The organism is Candidatus Zixiibacteriota bacterium (assembly GCA_022865345.1).
Lineage (GTDB): Bacteria > Zixibacteria > MSB-5A5 > MSB-5A5 > RBG-16-43-9 > RBG-16-43-9.
Map to the genome: position 1 here is coordinate 12320 of JALHSU010000134.1, position 18458 is coordinate 30777.

Genomic DNA, 18458 nt, shown 5'->3' on the forward strand with positions numbered 1-18458 from the left:
CTATCTTTTTGTTCAGACTGACTTTAGTCAGGTTCTTTTTTCCTCTCCTTCGTAAGGAGAGGGTGAGGTTACGCCACTAAAGTGGCTTGGAACACGATTGCACCCGACCTGATTTCTTTAACTCATCTTCTACAATCTCTCGCTCGCTGAAATGGAGCTTCTCTTTACCAATTATCTGATAATCCTCATGCCCTTTACCTGCTAAAACGATGGTGTCGTTTTCTTTTGCTCTTCTCAGGGCAGAGATAATTGCCTCTTTCCGATCCAGGATTACTTCCACTTTTGATCTATCAGAAACCCCTTTTAGTATCTCTGCGATTATTTCCTTCGGATCTTCGCTCCTCGGATTATCCGTGGTAAGCATCACAAAATCTGCCAGATTACTTGAAATCCTGCCCATAATTTCTCTTTTTGTCCTGTCCCTGTCACCCCCGCATCCGAATAAGAAGACTATCTTTCCCTTTGTCATTTTTCTAACTGTTAGGAGTAGGTTCTCAAAGGCAAAAGGAGTATGAGCATAGTCGATTATCACCTTGAAATTCTGACCTGACTCTATTTGCTCTAGTCTACCCGGAACTCCGGAGAAACTCTCTAAACCTGTCTTGATTTTTGAAAGACTCGTTCCGGTAACAAAAGCGGAGGCAACGGCGGCTAAGGCATTGTAGATATTCACATCGCCTAAGACCTTCAAGTTTATATCCAGATCACCTCCCGGGGTAACCAGTTCTAATTTGAACCCTGAATCAGTCTGGGAACAGGTCTTTACATAGAAATCTGCTTCTTTGTTTTTCAATGAGTATGTCAATCTTACCCCTTTGCTGACATTATAGAAGTATTCCCATTCCGGATCATCCAGATTGATCACCGCATAACTGTCATCTTTAAGATTCTGGAATAGAATCCCTTTAGCCTCCCTGTAAGATTTCATATCCTTGTGAAAATCTAAGTGTTCCGGATTCAGGTTGGTGAAGACCGCCACGTCGAAATCCACCATCTTAACTCTGTTCAGGACTAAGGAATGAGAAGAGACCTCCATCGCCACAGAAGTAACCTTTTGCTTGAGCATCTCGTAAAACATCCTCTGCAAATCAAGTGATTCCGGGGTGGTATTTGCAGCCGGGATTTTTTTATCACCTATATGGTAAGCTATAGTCCCGATTAAACCTGTTTTCTCTGCATCTTTTTCCCAGATAGATTTAAGCATGTAGGTGATGGTGGTCTTGCCGTTGGTTCCGGTTACTCCAACTACTTTCAGCTTAGAGGAGGTATAATCATAGTACAAAGCAGAAATTAGCGACAGGGCTTCTCTTGAGTCTTTCACTTTTATCTGAGCCTTTAAAGGGTAGTCGCCTTTTTTTTCTAAGACGCAGGCAACAGCCCCTTTCTGGATAGCGGAGTTTATATATTTGTGCCCATCCTGCTCAAATCCGGACATGGCGAAAAAAAGGTCGTCTTTTTCTATCTTTCTTGAATCATATTCTAATTTATTTATGTTACAATCGATGTCTCCGTAAATCTCCTTCTCCGGAAGCACCTCCAGAAGTTTCTTCAGTTTAGTCATCTGATCTGCACTCCAGAAAACAGGTTTCCCCACCTGTAAGTTTCGTTCCAGGCAAGGGAGCCTGCTTTATCACTTTGCCCGAACCCTGCAGCTTTACTGTAATTGAATAAGAGCTTAAGAGCTTGACAGCTTCCCTTACCGTGGAGCCAGTTAAATCCGGCATGATTTTCCGGTCCTGCAACAGTTTCAAATCCTTTATCTCACTGCCAGAATCTATCTTCCCCTTTAGAGAAGTAACATCCTGCTCATTCAGCCGTACCTTATGAAGTGTTGCTGCTTGAACGGCTGATTTTTGTCTTTCTGAATCCTGTTCCCTGGAGGCAACTGAAAAGGAAACCTGTGGCTTTTCAATTTTATTTTTCACCAGTAGATTTTCAGATGGGATTATTTTCTCAGTCACTCTCTTGAAAGCCGGACCTGCTGTCTGGCCTCCATAATGCATCCCTTTAGGCGAGTCCAGCATGATAAACCCGACCATCTGAGGATTTTCTGCCGGGAAAAAACCTACAAATGAAGCGATATATTTACCCTTCTGGTAACCTCTTTCTCCGACTTTAGGCTTCTCAGCGGTGCCGGTCTTTCCGGCTATATTTACCCCTTCTATTTGCACTGTATTCCCTGTCCCGTCAGTGACCACACCCCTCAAGAACTCAGTTAAAAGATAAGCGGTTTTTGGCTCTAACGCTCTTCTGAGCACGGTAGGCTGGAACTCCTGAGCAACTTTTCCCTCCTCATCCAGAATCGCTTTCACCACATAAGGTTTAAGAAGAAGACCACCATTGGCTATGGCAGCATAGGCACATACAAGCTGGATCGGGGTAACTGAGACGCCCTGACCAATGGCAAAAGTTGCGGTAGTGATGTCAGACCATTTCTTAGCAGAGGAAGGAAAAAGTCCTTTCGCCTCTCCTGGTAGGTCTATTCCGGTTCTCTCTCCAAATCCGAACCTCTTAGCATAATCTAAAAGGTTCTCGTCACCGACCTCCATTGCCACCTTGGCCATACCTATATTGCTGGATAACACCACACAGTCTTTAAAAGTTAGCCAGCCATATTCGTGAATATCGTGGAACGTCTTTTTCCCGATCTTGAACTTACCCTTCTCGGCAAAAAGCGAATCTTCAGGCTTTTTTATCCCTTTTTCCAGCGCGGCCGCAACTGTGATTATTTTAAAAGTAGAGCCTGGCTCGAAATTGTCGCAGACTAATCTGTTTTTAAGCCTCAGTTCAGAAGATGTGTTCTCTGCATTTTCTTTTGAGATATATGCCATAGCCAGGATCTCTCCTGTGCTCGGGTTTAGAAGAATGCCGGAACCAGCTTCTGAACCGGTAAGTTTAATGGAGTTCTTCAGTTCATCTTCTAATTTAGCCTGAAGGTCTAAATCCAGAGTCAACACCAGGCTTTTTCCGCTCTGTGGATCCACCAGAGGGTACTCCCTTATCTGGTATGAGTTTCCCCAGGCGTCCTTCTGAAAAATTCCCTTCCCGTCCTTTCCGGATAGGAACTGGTTATACTGATATTCTACGCCAGCAGAACCCTTATTATCTATGTCCGTGAAGCCTATCAGGTCGCAAGCCAAAGGATAATAAGGATAACTCCTTTTGGTCTCTTCCTGCACGTATATCCCCTTTAAACGCCAGCTTTTTACCTTTTCAGCTTCCTCTTTTTCGCACTTCCTTTTTAGCCAGACAAACCTTTTTCCATCCTGACATAGGGAACCTTTGATTTCCTGGTCACTTTTTTCAGACAAAGCGGAGAAACGGTTTGCCACCAGGCTCTTATTGGCGACACTTTCCGGCACCGCGAAAAAAGACTCAGCCGGAAGGTTAAAAGCCAAAATCTTCATATTCCGGTCATAGATCACTCCGCGTCTTGCTTCTAACTTCATACAGACCTCCTGCTGGCGTAAAGCAAGTTTCTGGATTTGCGCACTCTTGACTACCTGGAGCTGAAAAACCCGCAGAAGTACCGCCAGGGTGAAAAGGACTGCTAACAGAAAAAGAACCGTGCTTCTTCTTCTGAGTTCCGATTTTTTCTTAGAGGTCATGTTTTATTTCTTTAGCTGGCAATCTTTTCTCTTCAAAAGGATAAAGTTTTTTCCCGAAATTTTTTAGCTTGACCCACAGGTTCGCAGTAAGATTTGACTTTTTTGGCTGCTGTTCATACACTCGCTGAATCTGATATTCAGTGGGATGGACCAGTTCTAATTTCTCCTGGGAGATTTTCTCTATTCTCTCAAAGGATGAGAGTTCCGAGGTCTCCAGGGTGAGGTATTTATATTTTTTTTCCTCTTCAGCCAGGAGTTTTTTTTGTTCCTGTATCTCTTTTAATAGCTTTATGACCTTAACCCTCTGCCAGACATAAAGGATTGAAAAAACGATCAGCACCAGCAGAGCCAGATAAAAAAACTTATGGCTATACCCTTTAATCCGCTTCTTTTGCGGTTTTGGCCTGTAAAAGAATTTGAATTCTGACAAGCAAGCTCCCTGCTTCTTCCACCTCAGACCGGGTTATCCGATCTTTTCTGCTACCCTTAATTTTGCGCTTCTGGCTCTTGGATTTTCTTCGATCTCTTTCTCATCCGGAATAACCGGTTTCCTGGTCAGGATTTTCAGCACTTTCTTTCCTCCGCAGGTGCAGACTGGAAAATCCGGTGGACAGGTGCATCCTTTAGCCAGTTCAGAGAATCTACTCTTGACGATTCTATCTTCCACGGAATGATAGGAGATAACGCAGACCCTTCCTCCCGGAGCTAAAGCTTCAATCCCGGCATCCAGCCCATTTTTTAATTCAGAAAGCTCATCATTTACCTCAATTCTTAAAGCCTGAAAAATCCGGGAAAGAGTTTTGATATCGCCCTTCGTTTTTAATATGCTTTTCACTATATCCTTGAGTTCTTTGGTGGTTTCTATCTTTTTTATTCTCCTGTTCTGGACAATTGCCTGAGCTATCTTTTTAGAAAACCTTTCCTCCCCATATTCTTTGAAAATCCTGGTAAGTTCTTCAGCTGGATATTCATTTACGACATCTAACGCTATTGTTCCTTCACTCTGGTCAAATCTCATATCCAGTGGACCATATATAGAGTAGCTAAAACCTCTTTCCGGATTCTCTAATTGATAAGAGGATAGACCCAAGTCAAATAGGACCCCGCTTATCTTCTCTAAATTCAGGCTTTTTAATATCTCAGGAAGATGGCTATAACTCTGACTGAAAAAATCCACCTTCTTTCCAAACCTCCTGAGTCTTTCTTTTGAAATCCTTAAAGAATCGCTATCTCTATCAATCCCTAAGAGCTTTCCTCCCTCATTCAGCTCTTCTAAAACCGCTTCTGCATGTCCTCCGGTTCCCAGGGTCGCATCGACATATGTTCCTGACCTGTCAGTAATTAGACATTCAATTACTTTCTCTTTAAGTGCCGGTTTATGGTAAATCGTTCCAATCCTCGATCTCTTCAACTATCTCCTCAATCGGTTTTTCTCCTTCTCCACCTTCCTTATACTTCTTGAACAACTCTGGATTCCAGAGCTCGATCCGATCTGGTAACTTGATTATTCGCACTTCTTTTTCTATTTTGGCGTCTGCCAGAAGCTCTTGCGAGATACTCATCCTTCCCTGTTTATCTAACTGAGATTCAGTGGCATTTGAGAAAATGATTCGTAAGTAGCGTCTTATATCCTTTTTATTTGAACGCAGTTTTTTAAGTTTTCCGATGAAATTATCCCATTGATCCATAGAATAGACTGCCAGACAACCTTCCAGCCCGACCGTTATCATATAAGTATCGCAAAGCGTTGAACTATTAGTTTTTCTGAATTTAGCTGGAAGGCTAACTCTCCCTTTGTGGTCGAGTGAGTAATTATAGGAATTTTTGGTGAGGGGCATTTTTATCTATTTTTAGGTTTTGTTTGCCACTGCTTGCCACTGCTTGCCACTAATATTATCTTATGTTTGTTCTATTGTCAAGGAAAAAATTAAAAATTCTAATTTTTTTTTAGATTCCCCAAGTATTGGAAACTCACCACTATTTATAGGAGCCTTCCCCCTACATCTTGATTCAAATTCTAATCCTTGTAATCACGAAAAAAATAACTTCTTCACCTGAAACAGAATATAAGAATCTTCAAAACATCCGCTTGAAGTTTTATATGGCAAGCCTTTTGCCATATACTTATTGATAAATCCTAAAGAAGCTCTGATGAAGTCGCGGAGCATGGTCTGGCAAGGTGCCCGACCTACGAAAAATAACACATTTATCCATTTCGTAGGCGTCCCGCCACGGCGGGACCAGCCTCGTAAGTTAAGGTTCTCATAGACTTCTTAAAAAACCTGGAGGGGGAGTAGTTTTGGCTAAGAAATTCTTTTTAAGTTGTGTAGTTCTTTCGATATTACACTCATTTTGTTTTTCACAGTCGACCTATCAAGTAAATTTCTCAGAAGAAGAGCTTCAATTTCAGAAAAAAGGTAATTATGATTATATTCAGCTAAAAAAAGGTGAATCCGAGGAAGAGATTGAAAAACCTGTACTTCCTTTCAGGATTTTTAACCTTTTAATTCCTGAGAATAAAGTCGTCGATACGGTTCTGTGCGAGACTGAGAACGAGAAGCTTCTCGGAAACTATTTTATTTGCCCTGGTTTTAGAAAAGAGAAAACCGATGGAATGCCAGTCGAGGATTTACCTGTATTTGACTCTACAGTTTACTTCTCTGATGAGGTGTATCCTCAAGAACCATATAAGATTATAAGCTCAGATTATTTAGAGGGGAATCATATTTTGAGCCTGGCTTTATATCCTTTAAAGTATTTTCCGAAATCCCAGAACCTTTTATTAAACAAGAGCTTAAAGCTAACCATCATTCTAAAGGAAGCTCCATCGAGAAGAGTTTATCCTAAAATAGGTTTAGAGGAAAAAAATAGACTGTCAGCAGCTTTTCTTGGTGATTTACTTTACAATCCTGAAGAGCTTCCTCAATATTCCCGCACGCCTGAATACAAAGCCGGAGCCTCGGATCAACCTGTATATCTAATAATCACTTCAGAAGAGTTGAGGAATTCCTTTTTCCCTCTGATTGAATGGAAAACTCAAAAAGGGTTAAGGGCAAAGATCGTTACGACTGATAGCATAATGAATTCCTGTAGTGGCAGAGACCTCCAGGAAAAAACCAGAAATTTCCTGATCCAATCTTATCCTGATGGTCTTTTGTGGATCCTTTTAGGTGGAGACGGAGATATAGTCCCGTTCAGATACGCCTACCATGCCAATACCTCTTCCCCCATTCCGATTATTGACCAGCAGATCTGCGACCTTTATTATGCGGATTTAGATGGAGACTGGGATAAAGATGGAGATGGGGTTTATGGGGAGCCGACTGATGATTCTCCTGACTTGTATCCTGAGCTTTTTGTCGGGAGAGCACCTGTAAAAACTCCAGAAGAAGCGGACGTTTTCGTCCAGAAGATAATAAATTACGAGAAAAACCCGGGGTCTGGTGATTATTCCTTTCTCAAAAAAGCGTTGTGGCTAAGCTCTGACCAGATGAGAGACTGGGAAACAGTCGGACAGCATACTTTGGTCTCCCAGCAGGTCGACCAGAGTTTTTTCCAGGACCTGCAGAGTTTAGTAGAATCTCCTTCAGGAAGTGCTGAAAACCCCACTGATCCCTCAGGCTCAAAATGTATTGAGGTTCTAAATCAGGGATGGGGAATAATCGGGGTATTTGCTCACGGGAAATCAAACGGTTTTGTCGCCAGTTCCAATCTTATAAACCAATGGCCCAAAAGCTGTGTTTATTCGGATTCCAATATCGATGATGGCAATGGTCATTTGAATAACCTGAATAACAGCAATAAGTTAGGAATCATTTACTCGATTTCCTGTGACCAAACCGCGCTGGATGTTGAAACTGAGCCGACTTTAGGAACTCCGCCCTGTATAGGAAAAAGTTTCCTGATCTCCAAAGATAAAGGAGCAGTCGCCTTTTTAGGGTATTCCCGCTGGGGCTGGGTTTCTACCTCTTACAAGTTAGCTTCAGAATTTATGAAAAATCTTTTCAAACCTGAATATGAATATCACATCGGAATAGCTGAAGCCTTTTCAAAAACAGCCTACTCAATTTACAGGGACTTGAATTACGGACATAACCTCTTAGGTGACCCGGAGATGCAAATCTGGACCGAAGTACCTTGTTCTCTTGAAGTTAATTACCCTTATGATCTCTCATCCGATTCTATCTTTATCGTGCAGGTTAAAGTAAAAGGATTACCATTGCCTGATGCAAAAGTAGTTGTAAGCCAAAAGGATACACTCTTTTTCACAGGTATAACGGGTCAGGAAAGCAATACTTCCATCCCTCTTTTAAATTTAAGACCGGGTGAGGTTAACCTGACTGTTACTAAACACAACTTTTTACCTTTTGAAGCTAAAATGAACCTTAGTGCCAAATCAGATGTAAAAGATTCTGATAAAGGATTAGATCTAAACCTCTCCCTGGGACTTAACTATCCTAATCCCTTTAACCCCTCGACCACCATCCCCTTCAAAGTTGGGAGTTTGAAGTCTGGCGTTGGGAGTCCCCTCCTCACATCCCTGAAAATCTACAATATCCTCGGACAATTGGTGAGGACTCTGGTGAACGATGAAAAACTTCCTGGAAATTACCAGGTCATCTGGGATGGAAAAGACCAAAGGGGAAACTTGGTGTCATCCGGGATTTACTTCTATCAGTTAAGGGCTGGTGATTATCAGGAAACTAAAAAGATGAGTCTGGTGAGGTAACCCACCTTGCCCTCAAGGTGGGTCAAAATTGATCAACCCAGGTTGAGGACAACCCTACGGGCAGGCTCTGGGTCTACCATTTTCTCACTCCGTACAGGGCGAGGGAACCTCGCCCCTACCGCGCGTCTGATTTATCTCAATATATAAAACAACAGAATCCCAGCTAAAAACCCTCCTATATGAGCAAAAAAAGCAACCCCTCCTGCGCTCTGAGCACCTAAAGACGGAAGAGCATATATCAACTGCAGTATAAACCAGAATCCGAGAACAAAAAATGCTGGTATCTTTATTATCCTGGCAAAGAATCCGAAAAAGACCAGAGTCAACACCCTGGCATAGGGAAATGCCACCATATAAGCCCCCAACACCCCGGCAATAGCTCCTGAGGCTCCGATCATTGGCACTGTAGAATTGGGTGAAGTCAGTATATGCGAGAAGCTGGCTGCCAGACCTGAGATCAGATATAAGAGGATGAACTTAAATCTGCCTAATCTGTCCTCCATGTTGTCTCCGAATATCCATAAGTAAAGCATATTCCCCAAAAGATGCAGAAAACCCCCGTGAAGAAACATGGAGGTAAAAAGGGTCAGAGGAACAGGGAAAGTGGCATAATGGGTCACTTTACCAAGGTGTGTAATCTTGTAAGGTATCGCACCATATTTAAGCACAAGTCCTTCTACTCCAGGACCTAAGGAAAATTGATATAGGAAAACCAGGACATTTATCCCGATGAGCAGAGGAGTTACTATTGGTTTCTTATAAGAAGGTATGTCGTCTTTTAGCGGAAGCATTTGTTTTTTTCCATTGAACTTTTGAACTTTTTTTCAGTATTCCAGCCTTGCCCTCAAGGTGGGAGCATTTCTTAGGGTAAAGCTAAAGCTTTACACTCCAATTTTAATCTCTCAGTTGGTCTCCTCACCAACGAATTCTTTCCCTTTGACCCTTTATCCCTTGAACTCTTTAACCTTTGAACTGTCTAAATTATTTTAAACCTGCTTTTGATTATTTTGGTATTTCGCATCCTGTCCTGAGCCTTGATAACCAGTTTGTGCCATCCAAGAGACAAAACCTTTACAGGTTTGCAGATTAAAATGAGTTTTTCGGGGTCATACTCCGGTATCTGCCAATCCCCGTCCAGGTAAACCTCTATATCCTGATCATTTCCTATTCCCGATAGGTCATCTGAAACCCTTGCGGATATGATTATCTTTTTTACGCTTATCTTTTGACCCGGTTTTGGATAAAGCTCTCTTATCTCCGGAGTTTTCCTATCCTCTAAGAGCACGTAGGTTGACAGATCTCGCACCTCTCCGGAAATCGAATTGTTTGCGGTATCTATTTCATGCCCTGTGAATTTATATGCGCTGTCAAAGAACTCATATAGTCCGGTTTTTGCCAGTCGACACTTGCCTTTCGTGCATCGGATAGTGATTTTTGCATTTCTGGCTAACGGGACATCTGACGGCAGAAAAGAATAAAAAGAGCTTCTCAGCCTAGCATTTCTGGGTAAGCCTAATTTCTTAACCTGCAGGGCAATCTTTCTAAAAACCGAGCCTGAGTCTATCTCAACACTCGCCAGTCCATCCTCGCTCTGTGTGATTATTTTGTCCTGGTTTATGGTCATAAAAAGTCTGGGATTTTCAGTCTTCAAAACCTCATATACGCGCGGACGAATTGCCTTCAGAACCAGCTTTGACCTGGAGATATTTCCAGGGGCATCAAAAGCTAAAATTACGAGCTGATGAAGTCCGCTGTCCGGAAATTCGAGAAATCCTCTGTTTATGGAATGATACATAGGCAAATCATTGCCATAATCCAGATAGAGCTTATAAAACTCTCCTTCTTTCTTCTTCAGTAGCCCAAAATCACGGTCCAGCTCAACTTTCCAGCTACTTTCGAAATCTACGGTATCATAATGAGTGGAGAACACCAGCAGACTATCCAGGAAAAGCTCCAGTTTGTAGACTCCAAACCTGCTCCCTTTTTCTGCCATCTGATCATAAGCTGAGATTTCGATACCAATATTTCTTTCCACAATCGGGATTTCTGTTGAGGAATAAACTTGTTGCTTGGAATCAAAACGCAGAGGATAAATCATGATATTTGTTGAGTCATCCACATACGAATTCAGGTTTAAAGGTCTTATCCCTATGCTGGTGAAGACCGGAGGGATTGTATCCGGGATTGAAAACCCGGATGTGAGTGGATTTAACGGCCTATTCTTCTCATCCCTGATTTCAAAATGAAAATGAGGCTCTCCAGTTCCAGTCTCACCCGAATATCCGATCAGCTCACGCTGTTCTATCCAGATTGTATCCTGGAGGAAAATATCCACCCTATATCTTTTATTTTTCAACTGTTCATCAGTCACGATTTTCTTTAGCTTCTCCGAAAAATCTGAAAGGTGAGCATACAGGGTAAGTTTTCCATCCGGGTGTTTTAGATAAACGGCTTTGCCATAACCCCACCAGGAGGCAAAAAGACGGTATACCCAGCCGGATTTTGCAGCGTAGACCTCAAGCCCGGTCTTCTCCCCGGTCTTAAAATCGATACCTGAATGAAAATGAAAGTTTCTATGGTCGGCAAAGATCGAAGAAAGCTCCCTGCTTTCTTTAAGTGGGAAAATATATCCTTCTTGAGAAAAAGAGAGGGTGAACAAGCATAAAGTCAAGAACAGGCAGAAAATCATCTTCTTCATATTTCATCAATAAACAGATTTATTCTGCAATGTCAATTTTTTTTGAAAAAACACTTGACAAACCAACTTGGTATTCTTTAGTTATGGTTGAATTCTTATCAATCATATCATTAGGAAAAGAATCTATCAACTGAAGGAGTTGATATGAAGCGTGAAATCTTTTGGGGAGTTACTCTCCTGATAATTTTATCTATTTTTATTTTCTATTCTAATTGCACCAAGAATTCTGTCCGTTACGAGTTTATAAAAGACTATTACTTATACACAAGTGGGGGCTTTAGTTCAGACATTACAAAGTTGATCTATGTCATCTCGACCCAGACAGATTCACTTGTGGATTCAATCTCCCTTGGTCCCTATAACTGGCCTGGTTATTTAGCCTTATCTCCGGACAAAAGAACGTTATATGTACTTGTTAATGTCTTTGACACCACGTCTTCTTCTTGGTCTTCTATTTATTATGAGATAGATACCCGAACCAAAGTTACAAAATACATTGGGCCTAATAGTAGCACTGTGATTTCACCGGATGGAAGATATCTATTTCAGTACGAAGGGGAATTCAGGATTTTGGATGCCTCTACGCATCAGCTGGTTTATGCGGAGAGCACCATCTTTCTACCGGGTTGTTTTGACCGAACTGCTCCCTTAGCTTACGGTAAAGTTGGGGGGGAAATGAAAGTATTCAATTATCAGACTAAATGCTTTGTTCGTTCTTTTAACATTCGTCTGCGGGATGGAAGAATACCAGGGTTACTTGATTATCAGTTGTCTCCGGATGGCAAGATTCTGTATTACCTTGGTCGCACCACCTGGGAATTTTATTTCTGTGTTTTTGATATTGCCCAGGATAGCTTGTTAGTTCAACTTGAGATAAATTCAGGTGGCCAATTAGGAATTAAGCCTGACGGGAGCGCAGTCTATCTGACGGACCCTGGTGGAGGAGGCTCCTGTATGTCGATTGAACCCCCACCAACGGAGAAACTGGGCGTTTTCGATACTAAGACTAATACTCCCTTGCCCAGTATTGACCTTACTTCACTCAGGGATTCGCTGGACCCGGTACCTGTTAAACCTTTTTTCATAAGGATAACCCCTGATGGAAAAAAAGCCTACCTGACTGTATGCTCAAGTCGGGTGCTGGTGATTGACCTGGAGAGAAATGAGCCTCTTAAGGTGATAGCTGTTCCAAAGCCTCACCAGGGCCTGGATATCATGGCCCTGTGAGTGCGTGTGTAGTCTTGAACCTTTTTGAAAGGAGGTGAAAAATGCTTTCACTGAGACATTTTCTAGTAATAACAGTGCTGACAACAGCAGTCTTACCATGCTCTCGAGTCTGTGCTCAGAATGTATACTATTATTCTTACGAGGTGAAGAAACCCTTAGCGCTTTCACAAGAGAAGGTTACTATCAAGTTCTTGCCAACAATGACCCAAGACAGCGTAAACAATTTTATTTTCTCCGAGGCCGCCTTTGACCAAAATGTGGAACCAGAACCAACAATGGAAGACTTTTTGGTCCTGCATGTTTTACCGGGTACCGATATTGAAAGTTTGATTCAAAAACTCAGAGCGAAGAGTGAAGTCGTCATGGCAAATCCCGTTTACTCGACGTTAGACCCTATGGAATGTCTCGTTACAGATCAGTTCGTTGCTCAATTTTATCCTTCGGTGTCCCGTTCCTATATCGACAGCCTGAACGTTGAACATGGGGTTATCATCGTCGATTCAATACCGGACTTTCCCAATTTTTTCATCTTGAAGCTTACTGGCTCTATTGATAAAGATGTGTTACAAACTGCTAATAAGTACAATGAAGATTTGTCCACCTATTATTCACACCCTGATTTCATAATAGAGATCGTCTTGACCTCGTTTACTCCCAACGATTCATTTTTTCAGCATCAGTGGAATTATGAAAACACGGGCCAGATTGGTGGAAAGATCGATGCGGATATAGATGCTCCTTTAGCCTGGGAAATATGCAAAGGCAATGCAGATTTGCCAATTGCTGTTATCGACGATGGAGTCGAGCTGCATGAGGATTTGCCTAACTTGGCACAGGGATATGATGTTGTAGGATATAATACTTTTCACCCACAAGAAGACTGGGACCCGACGCCCGGTGATTATTGCGCACATGGACAAATTTGTGCCGGTCTTATTGCCGCTACCCAAAACAATTCCCTTGGAATATCAGGTTTGGCTCCCCTTTGCCCAATAGTTCCAATTAAGAACTCTGATGACTCTATGTGCTACCCGTGGAGGTTTACTACACAAGTGGTTACAGCTTTCGCTATGGCAGGAGCCTTGGGTGCGAAAATAGCAAGTAACAGTTGGATAATAACCACTTGCGACTCCACGCCTTGGCCAGATATAATCGAAGCGATTAATTTCTTCATCCGTCCAAAACCTTCCAATCCTGAAGGAGGCGTAGTGGTGTTCTCAACTGGCAACTTCGGAGGTTGTATATTCTTCCCCGCTAATATGGACTCCGTAATAGCAGTTGGTGCTTCAGACAGTCTGGACAGATACTGGTCTTATAGCTCCTACGGACCTCAATTGGCGGTGTTAGCGCCAAGTGGATATATTAATCTTGAAGGAGATATATGGAGTACGGATCTTATGGGAGCAAGAGGTTATAACCCTCATTTCCCAGGTCCTGCGAATGTAAATTATACTGCCAGATTTGGTGGGACTTCAGCAGCATGCCCTCAAGTGGCAGCGACTGCAGCCTTAATAAAGGCACAATGGTGGCGTCTCTATCCCGCTCTTCCTTGTTCCAGCTATCAGGTAAAGGAAATAATTGAAAAATCCGCTGAAGACTCCTGTTACCTTTTTCAAGCCGGCGGTCCAGATACTACTGAATGTTTCAGCCTGCGTTATGGTTATGGTAGGCTGAACGCCTTTCGCGCGCTTTTGGCCATCAGTCGTGGAGATGCGAATAACGATAAATCTCTAACTGTGGGGGATGTAACCTATCTGGTAAACTTTTTATTTAAGCATGGTCCGATACCGGTTCCGGTTGTAGAAATGGGGGACGCAAATTGCGATGGGAGTGTTACTGTTGCTGATGTGGTGTATCTAAATGCTTATCTCTTTCGAGGGGGACCGAAACCAAAAATTTGCTATAAATATCCCCACAACTATTAATAAGATTAAACCCTTTTTTCGAAAAAACCGGGATTCACAAAAAGCCCGGTTTTTTTGTATTTACCGATGAATTTGGTGTTTCAATCCCAAAAACCTCTTGCCATTTAGAGAATACAAATTATATTAGTCATCCGTATAAATATATGGTTTTTCAAAAGATATAAAAAAGGAGAGAAACTTTTATGATGAAGACAATGCGCAAGATGACCCGCTCAATTTTGTGGATAGTGATTGCCGCCTTTGTGGGAACCATAGTCTTTGCCTGGGGGATGGAGTTCACTTCAAGAAAATCAAAACAGGGGGTCATCGCGGTGATAAACGGAAAAGATATACCTTACCAGTCGTTCCAGTATCTATATGAGCAGAAGCTGAGGGATGCAGAGAAAAAGTCCGACGAGGTCACTGACCAGGTAGCTAAAGACCTGAGAGATCAAGCCTGGTCAGAGTTGGTTGACCAGACCCTTCTCGCCCAGGAGGTGAAGAAAAAAGGGATAGTCATTACCAACAAGGAGCTTTACGAGTTTATGAAAAGATTCCCACCCAAGGAGATAATGGAAAGCGAGGGTTTCCAGACCAATGGAAAGTTCGATTACAACAAATACCTGCAGGCCCTGACCGACCCAAGAGTGCCCTGGGGTCAAATAGAAGGGCTGATCAGGAACCAGCTCATGGTTGGCAAACTGCAGGAGAGCATAATCGGCTCAATTCGCATAAATGACCAGGAGGTCTACAGAAAATATGTGAATGATAACCAGAAAGTCAGGGTGAATTATATCTTCGTCCCCACTACAGAGTTTCCTGCCTCGGGTATAAAACTCGACCAGTCAGAAATTCAAAAATACTATGACGAAAATAAAGATAAATTCAAGATGACAGAAAGGGCGATCTTGAGATTCGTGGAATTTCCCAAAGCCCCTTCTAAGGAGGATGAAGAGAAGACGAAATCGAGACTTGTGGAGATCCGGGACCTGGCTCTAAAAGGGGAGGATTTCGCTGGATTGGCAAAAGAGTATTCTGAGGACCAAGCCACCAAAAAGAATGGAGGAGATTTAGGCTGGTTTAGAAAAGGATCAATGAAGAAGTCGTTTGATGAAGTTGCCTTTACCTTAAAACCGGGTGAGATCTCTGAGCCAGTGAAGACAGAGTATAGCTTCTACCTGATAAAGCTACTGGATAAAAGAAAAACTAAGGAAGGAGAAGAGATTCACGCCAGCCATATTGCATTAAAAGTAGCCCCTTCTGAGGTGACTTTTAACAAAATCAAAAGCAGGATAGATGAATTTTTGCTAAAAGCCAGAAAGATGGGTTTCGATAAGGCTGCGGCTGAAGAAAAACTTGACGTCAAGGAAAGCGGGATGTTCATTAAAGGTAGTTTTATTCCCGATTTAGGCTTTTCAGCAGAGGCAAACAAATTCGCCTTCGAGAACAAACCTGGTAAGATTAGCGATCCGATAGAATCTCAGGTTTTCTACTACGTAGTACAGGTAAAGGAGAGGAAACCGGCGGGGATACCTCCTCTCTCTGATGCTGAGCCTTTTGTCAAACAGGCTCTTTTGAATAAGAAACAATACGAATTGGCTTATCAGAAAGGCACCAAAATCTACGAAGAGATAAAGAAGGGCAAGGATTTCAAAAAAGCAGCAGAAGAAAACAACGAAAAAGTCATGGACTCAGGCGAGTTTTACAGGAGTTCTTACGTTTCCGGAGTAGGTCAAATCCCGGAGTTTGCCGGTACTGCTTTTGCCTTAAATGAGAAGGGCCAGGTTTGCTCACCAGTTGAATTGACCACAGGGACTTATATATTACAACTGGTATCGAAATCTGCAGTTAACGATAGCCTTTATCAGACTCAAAGCGATTCTCTTAAGGTCAACCTGCTGCGTAGAAAACAATATGATTTCTATACTCAGTGGTTTGACAACCTGAAAAAGAACGCCAAGATACAGGATTTCCGCGACCAGTATTATAAAGAGACCTATTAAGAACTTGTAGGGACGGGTTTACCCCGCCCCTACCATTTTCAATTACAAAAGTTATAGGGGTTCAAATTTTTGAAACCCTACTTTTTTCTAAAACCTATTTTCCTCTCAACTTCAACAGGAAATGTATAATTTTGGTAACATTTAATTTTATTTGGGTCATAAGGACAACTGTTTGGAGTATTAGCAGGGTCCAGCACCAAATCTAAAGTCCCGGACTCAGGAAAAGCTCCTTTAGAAAATTTTTCTTCAAAAAGTCTTCGTGCATATTCACAAAGAACTTTCTCCAAGTCATTGTTTGAAAATCGCCAAATGACCTTTTGTGGACCAGAACAAAAAATATTTACTTGATAAATTTTTCTATATTGTTTTTCTTCAGACTGATTTATCTTTTCCGCAGGAATAGTCTCAATTTGCATACGATATTCTACATTAGACGACCAGGATGGCGTAATATTAAGAAATTCTTTTATCAAGCATTTATATTGTCTCATTTATTTCTCCTATTAATACCTGTGAACAGGTAGGGGCACAGCATGCTGTGCCCCTACAGATTTTTCTTATTTCTTAGGCTGGCAGGTTTTTGCTGATTCGATCCGCTCCTGTTCGGAAAGTTGTTGTTCTGATAATGGTAACCATTCACCGATATGCTCAGCAAAAACTTTGCATTTACCAGAAGAAGTCCAGGTCTCATTTGAATTGTAATTCCACTCTAAATACTCTGAGCCTCCACCTCCCACAGTAGTGATCAAATAGCGATTAGCCAAATTCCCGAAATAAGCTGCCTGGGCTTCAGGCGAGGGCTGATCTCCTCCAGAAGGGTCTACCGGAATCCAGCCGTAATTGGGAAGATAGACTTCGCACCAGCGGTGAAAAACATCATCCGTTGAAGCATCATCCCCCCGTAGGGCCACTGAGCCTTGATACCTTGCAGGAATACCGGCAGCCCGACACAGAGCGATGAAGACAAAGCTGTATTCAGAACAGGAGCCGGTCCCTCTTTTTAAGACGGTTGGCGCGATATTCCAGCCTCCAACCAATTCATAACGCATCTTATCCTGAACATAATCATAAATCTTCCGGGCAATCCAGTAGGGGTTTTTCTCATCACCAATTGCCTCAGCCGCAGACTTTTGAATGAAAGGATCAGAGATCGAGTATTTGGTATCATCCACTAAATATTTTTCCTTTATCTCTTTGGGTATATCTTTTAGACTCCCCACTTTTTCAGGAAAAATAAAGTACTTGGTCGAATAAAGTTTAGCTTTGACTTTCATCGAAGCAGTTACAAATTCTGTGGCTTTCACTTCTTTATAATGATAATGTGCCACCTTCTGCCCCCACCTGTCAGTGAGAATGTCTGAAGGTTCAGGCATAAACTCTATTTTACCTATTATTTTCTGATTATCCAGGTCCTGGGGGATGGCTAAATAGATGTCCAAATCCTCTAAGGTTCCGGGACCATAATTTCTCACCTGATTGGTATACTCCAGAGCTTCTAACTTTTCATTTGTGCAGACTAGCTTGTCTTTGTCTCCGATTTTGATCTTGTAAATTTTGTCTGTCTGATAATCCACATTCCAGAGGTTTTTACCATCCCAGGCAAGGCCCCGGGCATAAGGACCAGGCGCATCGAAGAATAGGATAACCTCTCCCTTATCAGGCGTAACCATATAAATCTTGTTAGACGTCCTGTCAGAAACCCAGAGATATTTGCCATCAAAAGCTAATCCCTGAATGTCTGATGATGGAGCAGGGATAGTGGTAATGGTTGTTCCGTCTTCAGTGCTTATTTTATTTATCTCCCTGGCCAAATTATCCGCCACCCATAAAAACTTTCCATCCCAGGCTAAAGCTTTGGGACTGGACGAAGGAGAGGGAATAGTCTTCAAGGCTATCCCGGTCTGGGGGTTAACTTTGAAGATCAGATTCTCTTCATTGTCCAGACACCAGAGATATTTCCCGTCCCAGGCTAAGCCTACGGGCTGGTAACCTGGAGCTGAAATTGTCTTACTGACTGTGCCATCTTCCGGTTTTATTGCATAGAGCGAATCAGTTTTTCGATCAGCCACCCATAGATTTTTTCCACAGAAGACCACACCAGTGGGGCAGGGTGCCGGGGTGGCGAAGGAAGTATCCACCTCTCCAGTATAGGCAAAAACCTCAATCCAGGAGAAAACCAGCCAAGCCAAAGTCAACGAAACAATGATGTTTTTTTTCATATAAGCCTCCATTTAAATTTTCTAAATTTTAAAATATCTATTAAATTTTAAGAGTCAAGAAATTAAAATA

The 18458-nt window shown here is 42.3% G+C and carries 13 protein-coding genes; 4 read left to right on the top strand and 9 right to left on the bottom strand.

Annotation, left to right across the window (positions count from 1 at the left end):
* Positions 1-76: 76 nt before the first annotated feature.
* From MUP17_05895 to mraZ, 5 genes are read right to left on the bottom strand one after another with little or no spacing between them, the layout of a single operon-like run.
* Positions 77-1561 carry a UDP-N-acetylmuramoyl-L-alanyl-D-glutamate--2,6-diaminopimelate ligase gene (locus MUP17_05895; GenBank protein ID MCJ7458504.1) on the bottom strand — a complete coding sequence of 495 codons (1485 nt, stop codon included), beginning with the start codon at positions 1559-1561 and terminating at the stop codon, positions 77-79.
* Positions 1554-3608 carry a transpeptidase family protein gene (locus MUP17_05900; protein MCJ7458505.1) on the bottom strand — a complete coding sequence of 685 codons (2055 nt, stop codon included), beginning with the start codon at positions 3606-3608 and terminating at the stop codon, positions 1554-1556. The genes MUP17_05895 and MUP17_05900 overlap by 8 nt, the downstream gene beginning before the upstream one ends.
* Positions 3598-4038, bottom strand: a complete 441-nt coding sequence (gene ftsL / locus MUP17_05905; GenBank protein MCJ7458506.1) for a cell division protein FtsL — start codon at positions 4036-4038, stop codon at positions 3598-3600. Before ftsL ends, MUP17_05900 begins: the two co-directional genes overlap by 11 nt.
* 33 nt (positions 4039-4071) lie before the next feature.
* Entirely contained in the window at positions 4072-5019 is a 948-nt protein-coding gene (rsmH, locus tag MUP17_05910) for a 16S rRNA (cytosine(1402)-N(4))-methyltransferase RsmH (protein ID MCJ7458507.1), read from the bottom strand.
* The gene (gene mraZ, locus MUP17_05915; protein ID MCJ7458508.1) at positions 4985-5446 is read right to left on the bottom strand and encodes a division/cell wall cluster transcriptional repressor MraZ; all 462 of its coding nucleotides are present in this window, start codon (positions 5444-5446) and stop codon (positions 4985-4987) included. The genes rsmH and mraZ overlap by 35 nt, the downstream gene beginning before the upstream one ends.
* Before the next feature lie 461 nt (positions 5447-5907).
* On the opposite strand from mraZ, the gene MUP17_05920 reads away from it, so the two are divergent.
* The gene (locus tag MUP17_05920) at positions 5908-8337 is read left to right on the top strand and encodes a C25 family cysteine peptidase (GenBank protein MCJ7458509.1); all 2430 of its coding nucleotides are present in this window, start codon (positions 5908-5910) and stop codon (positions 8335-8337) included.
* 131 nt (positions 8338-8468) lie between these two features.
* Here the strand turns inward: MUP17_05920 and MUP17_05925 are convergent, their stop codons facing one another.
* Positions 8469-9128 carry a rhomboid family intramembrane serine protease gene (locus MUP17_05925; protein ID MCJ7458510.1) on the bottom strand — a complete coding sequence of 220 codons (660 nt, stop codon included), beginning with the start codon at positions 9126-9128 and terminating at the stop codon, positions 8469-8471.
* 185 nt (positions 9129-9313) lie between these two features.
* Positions 9314-11035, bottom strand: a complete 1722-nt coding sequence (locus tag MUP17_05930) for a M23 family metallopeptidase (GenBank protein MCJ7458511.1) — start codon at positions 11033-11035, stop codon at positions 9314-9316.
* Positions 11036-11179: 144 nt separating this feature from the next.
* On the opposite strand from MUP17_05930, the gene MUP17_05935 reads away from it, so the two are divergent.
* The 3 genes from MUP17_05935 to MUP17_05945 all read left to right on the top strand — a co-directional run bounded on the left by MUP17_05935 (position 11180) and on the right by MUP17_05945 (position 16169).
* The gene (locus MUP17_05935) at positions 11180-12262 is read left to right on the top strand and encodes a hypothetical protein (protein ID MCJ7458512.1); all 1083 of its coding nucleotides are present in this window, start codon (positions 11180-11182) and stop codon (positions 12260-12262) included.
* A 41-nt stretch (positions 12263-12303) separates the two neighbouring features.
* Complete coding sequence (locus MUP17_05940; GenBank protein MCJ7458513.1) at positions 12304-14187, top strand: S8 family serine peptidase; 1884 nt, start codon at positions 12304-12306, stop codon at positions 14185-14187.
* Positions 14188-14369: 182 nt separating this feature from the next.
* A complete protein-coding gene (locus MUP17_05945; GenBank protein ID MCJ7458514.1) occupies positions 14370-16169 on the top strand; it encodes a peptidylprolyl isomerase in 1800 nt (599 codons plus the stop codon).
* Positions 16170-16246: 77 nt separating this feature from the next.
* Here the strand turns inward: MUP17_05945 and MUP17_05950 are convergent, their stop codons facing one another.
* A complete protein-coding gene (locus MUP17_05950; protein ID MCJ7458515.1) occupies positions 16247-16660 on the bottom strand; it encodes a hypothetical protein in 414 nt (137 codons plus the stop codon).
* A gap of 66 nt (positions 16661-16726) precedes the next feature.
* Positions 16727-18388 (bottom strand): transglutaminase, encoded by a 1662-nt coding sequence (locus MUP17_05955; protein MCJ7458516.1) that lies wholly within the window; start codon positions 18386-18388, stop codon positions 16727-16729.
* Positions 18389-18458: the final 70 nt, after the last annotated feature.

Excerpts from the sequence above, each read along its gene's own strand:
- MUP17_05930 (MCJ7458511.1), bottom strand. The coding sequence starts at position 11,035 with ATGAAGAAGATGATTTTCTGCCTGTTCTTGACTTTATGCTTGTTCACC.
- MUP17_05945 (MCJ7458514.1), top strand. The coding sequence starts at position 14,370 with ATGATGAAGACAATGCGCAAGATGACCCGCTCAATTTTGTGGATAGTG.
- MUP17_05895 (MCJ7458504.1), bottom strand. The coding sequence starts at position 1,561 with ATGACTAAACTGAAGAAACTTCTGGAGGTGCTTCCGGAGAAGGAGATT.
- MUP17_05935 (MCJ7458512.1), top strand. The coding sequence starts at position 11,180 with ATGAAGCGTGAAATCTTTTGGGGAGTTACTCTCCTGATAATTTTATCT.
- MUP17_05900 (MCJ7458505.1), bottom strand. The coding sequence starts at position 3,608 with ATGACCTCTAAGAAAAAATCGGAACTCAGAAGAAGAAGCACGGTTCTT.
- mraZ (MCJ7458508.1), bottom strand. The coding sequence starts at position 5,446 with ATGCCCCTCACCAAAAATTCCTATAATTACTCACTCGACCACAAAGGG.
- MUP17_05950 (MCJ7458515.1), bottom strand. The coding sequence starts at position 16,660 with ATGAGACAATATAAATGCTTGATAAAAGAATTTCTTAATATTACGCCA.
- MUP17_05940 (MCJ7458513.1), top strand. The coding sequence starts at position 12,304 with ATGCTTTCACTGAGACATTTTCTAGTAATAACAGTGCTGACAACAGCA.
- MUP17_05925 (MCJ7458510.1), bottom strand. The coding sequence starts at position 9,128 with ATGCTTCCGCTAAAAGACGACATACCTTCTTATAAGAAACCAATAGTA.
- MUP17_05955 (MCJ7458516.1), bottom strand. The coding sequence starts at position 18,388 with ATGAAAAAAAACATCATTGTTTCGTTGACTTTGGCTTGGCTGGTTTTC.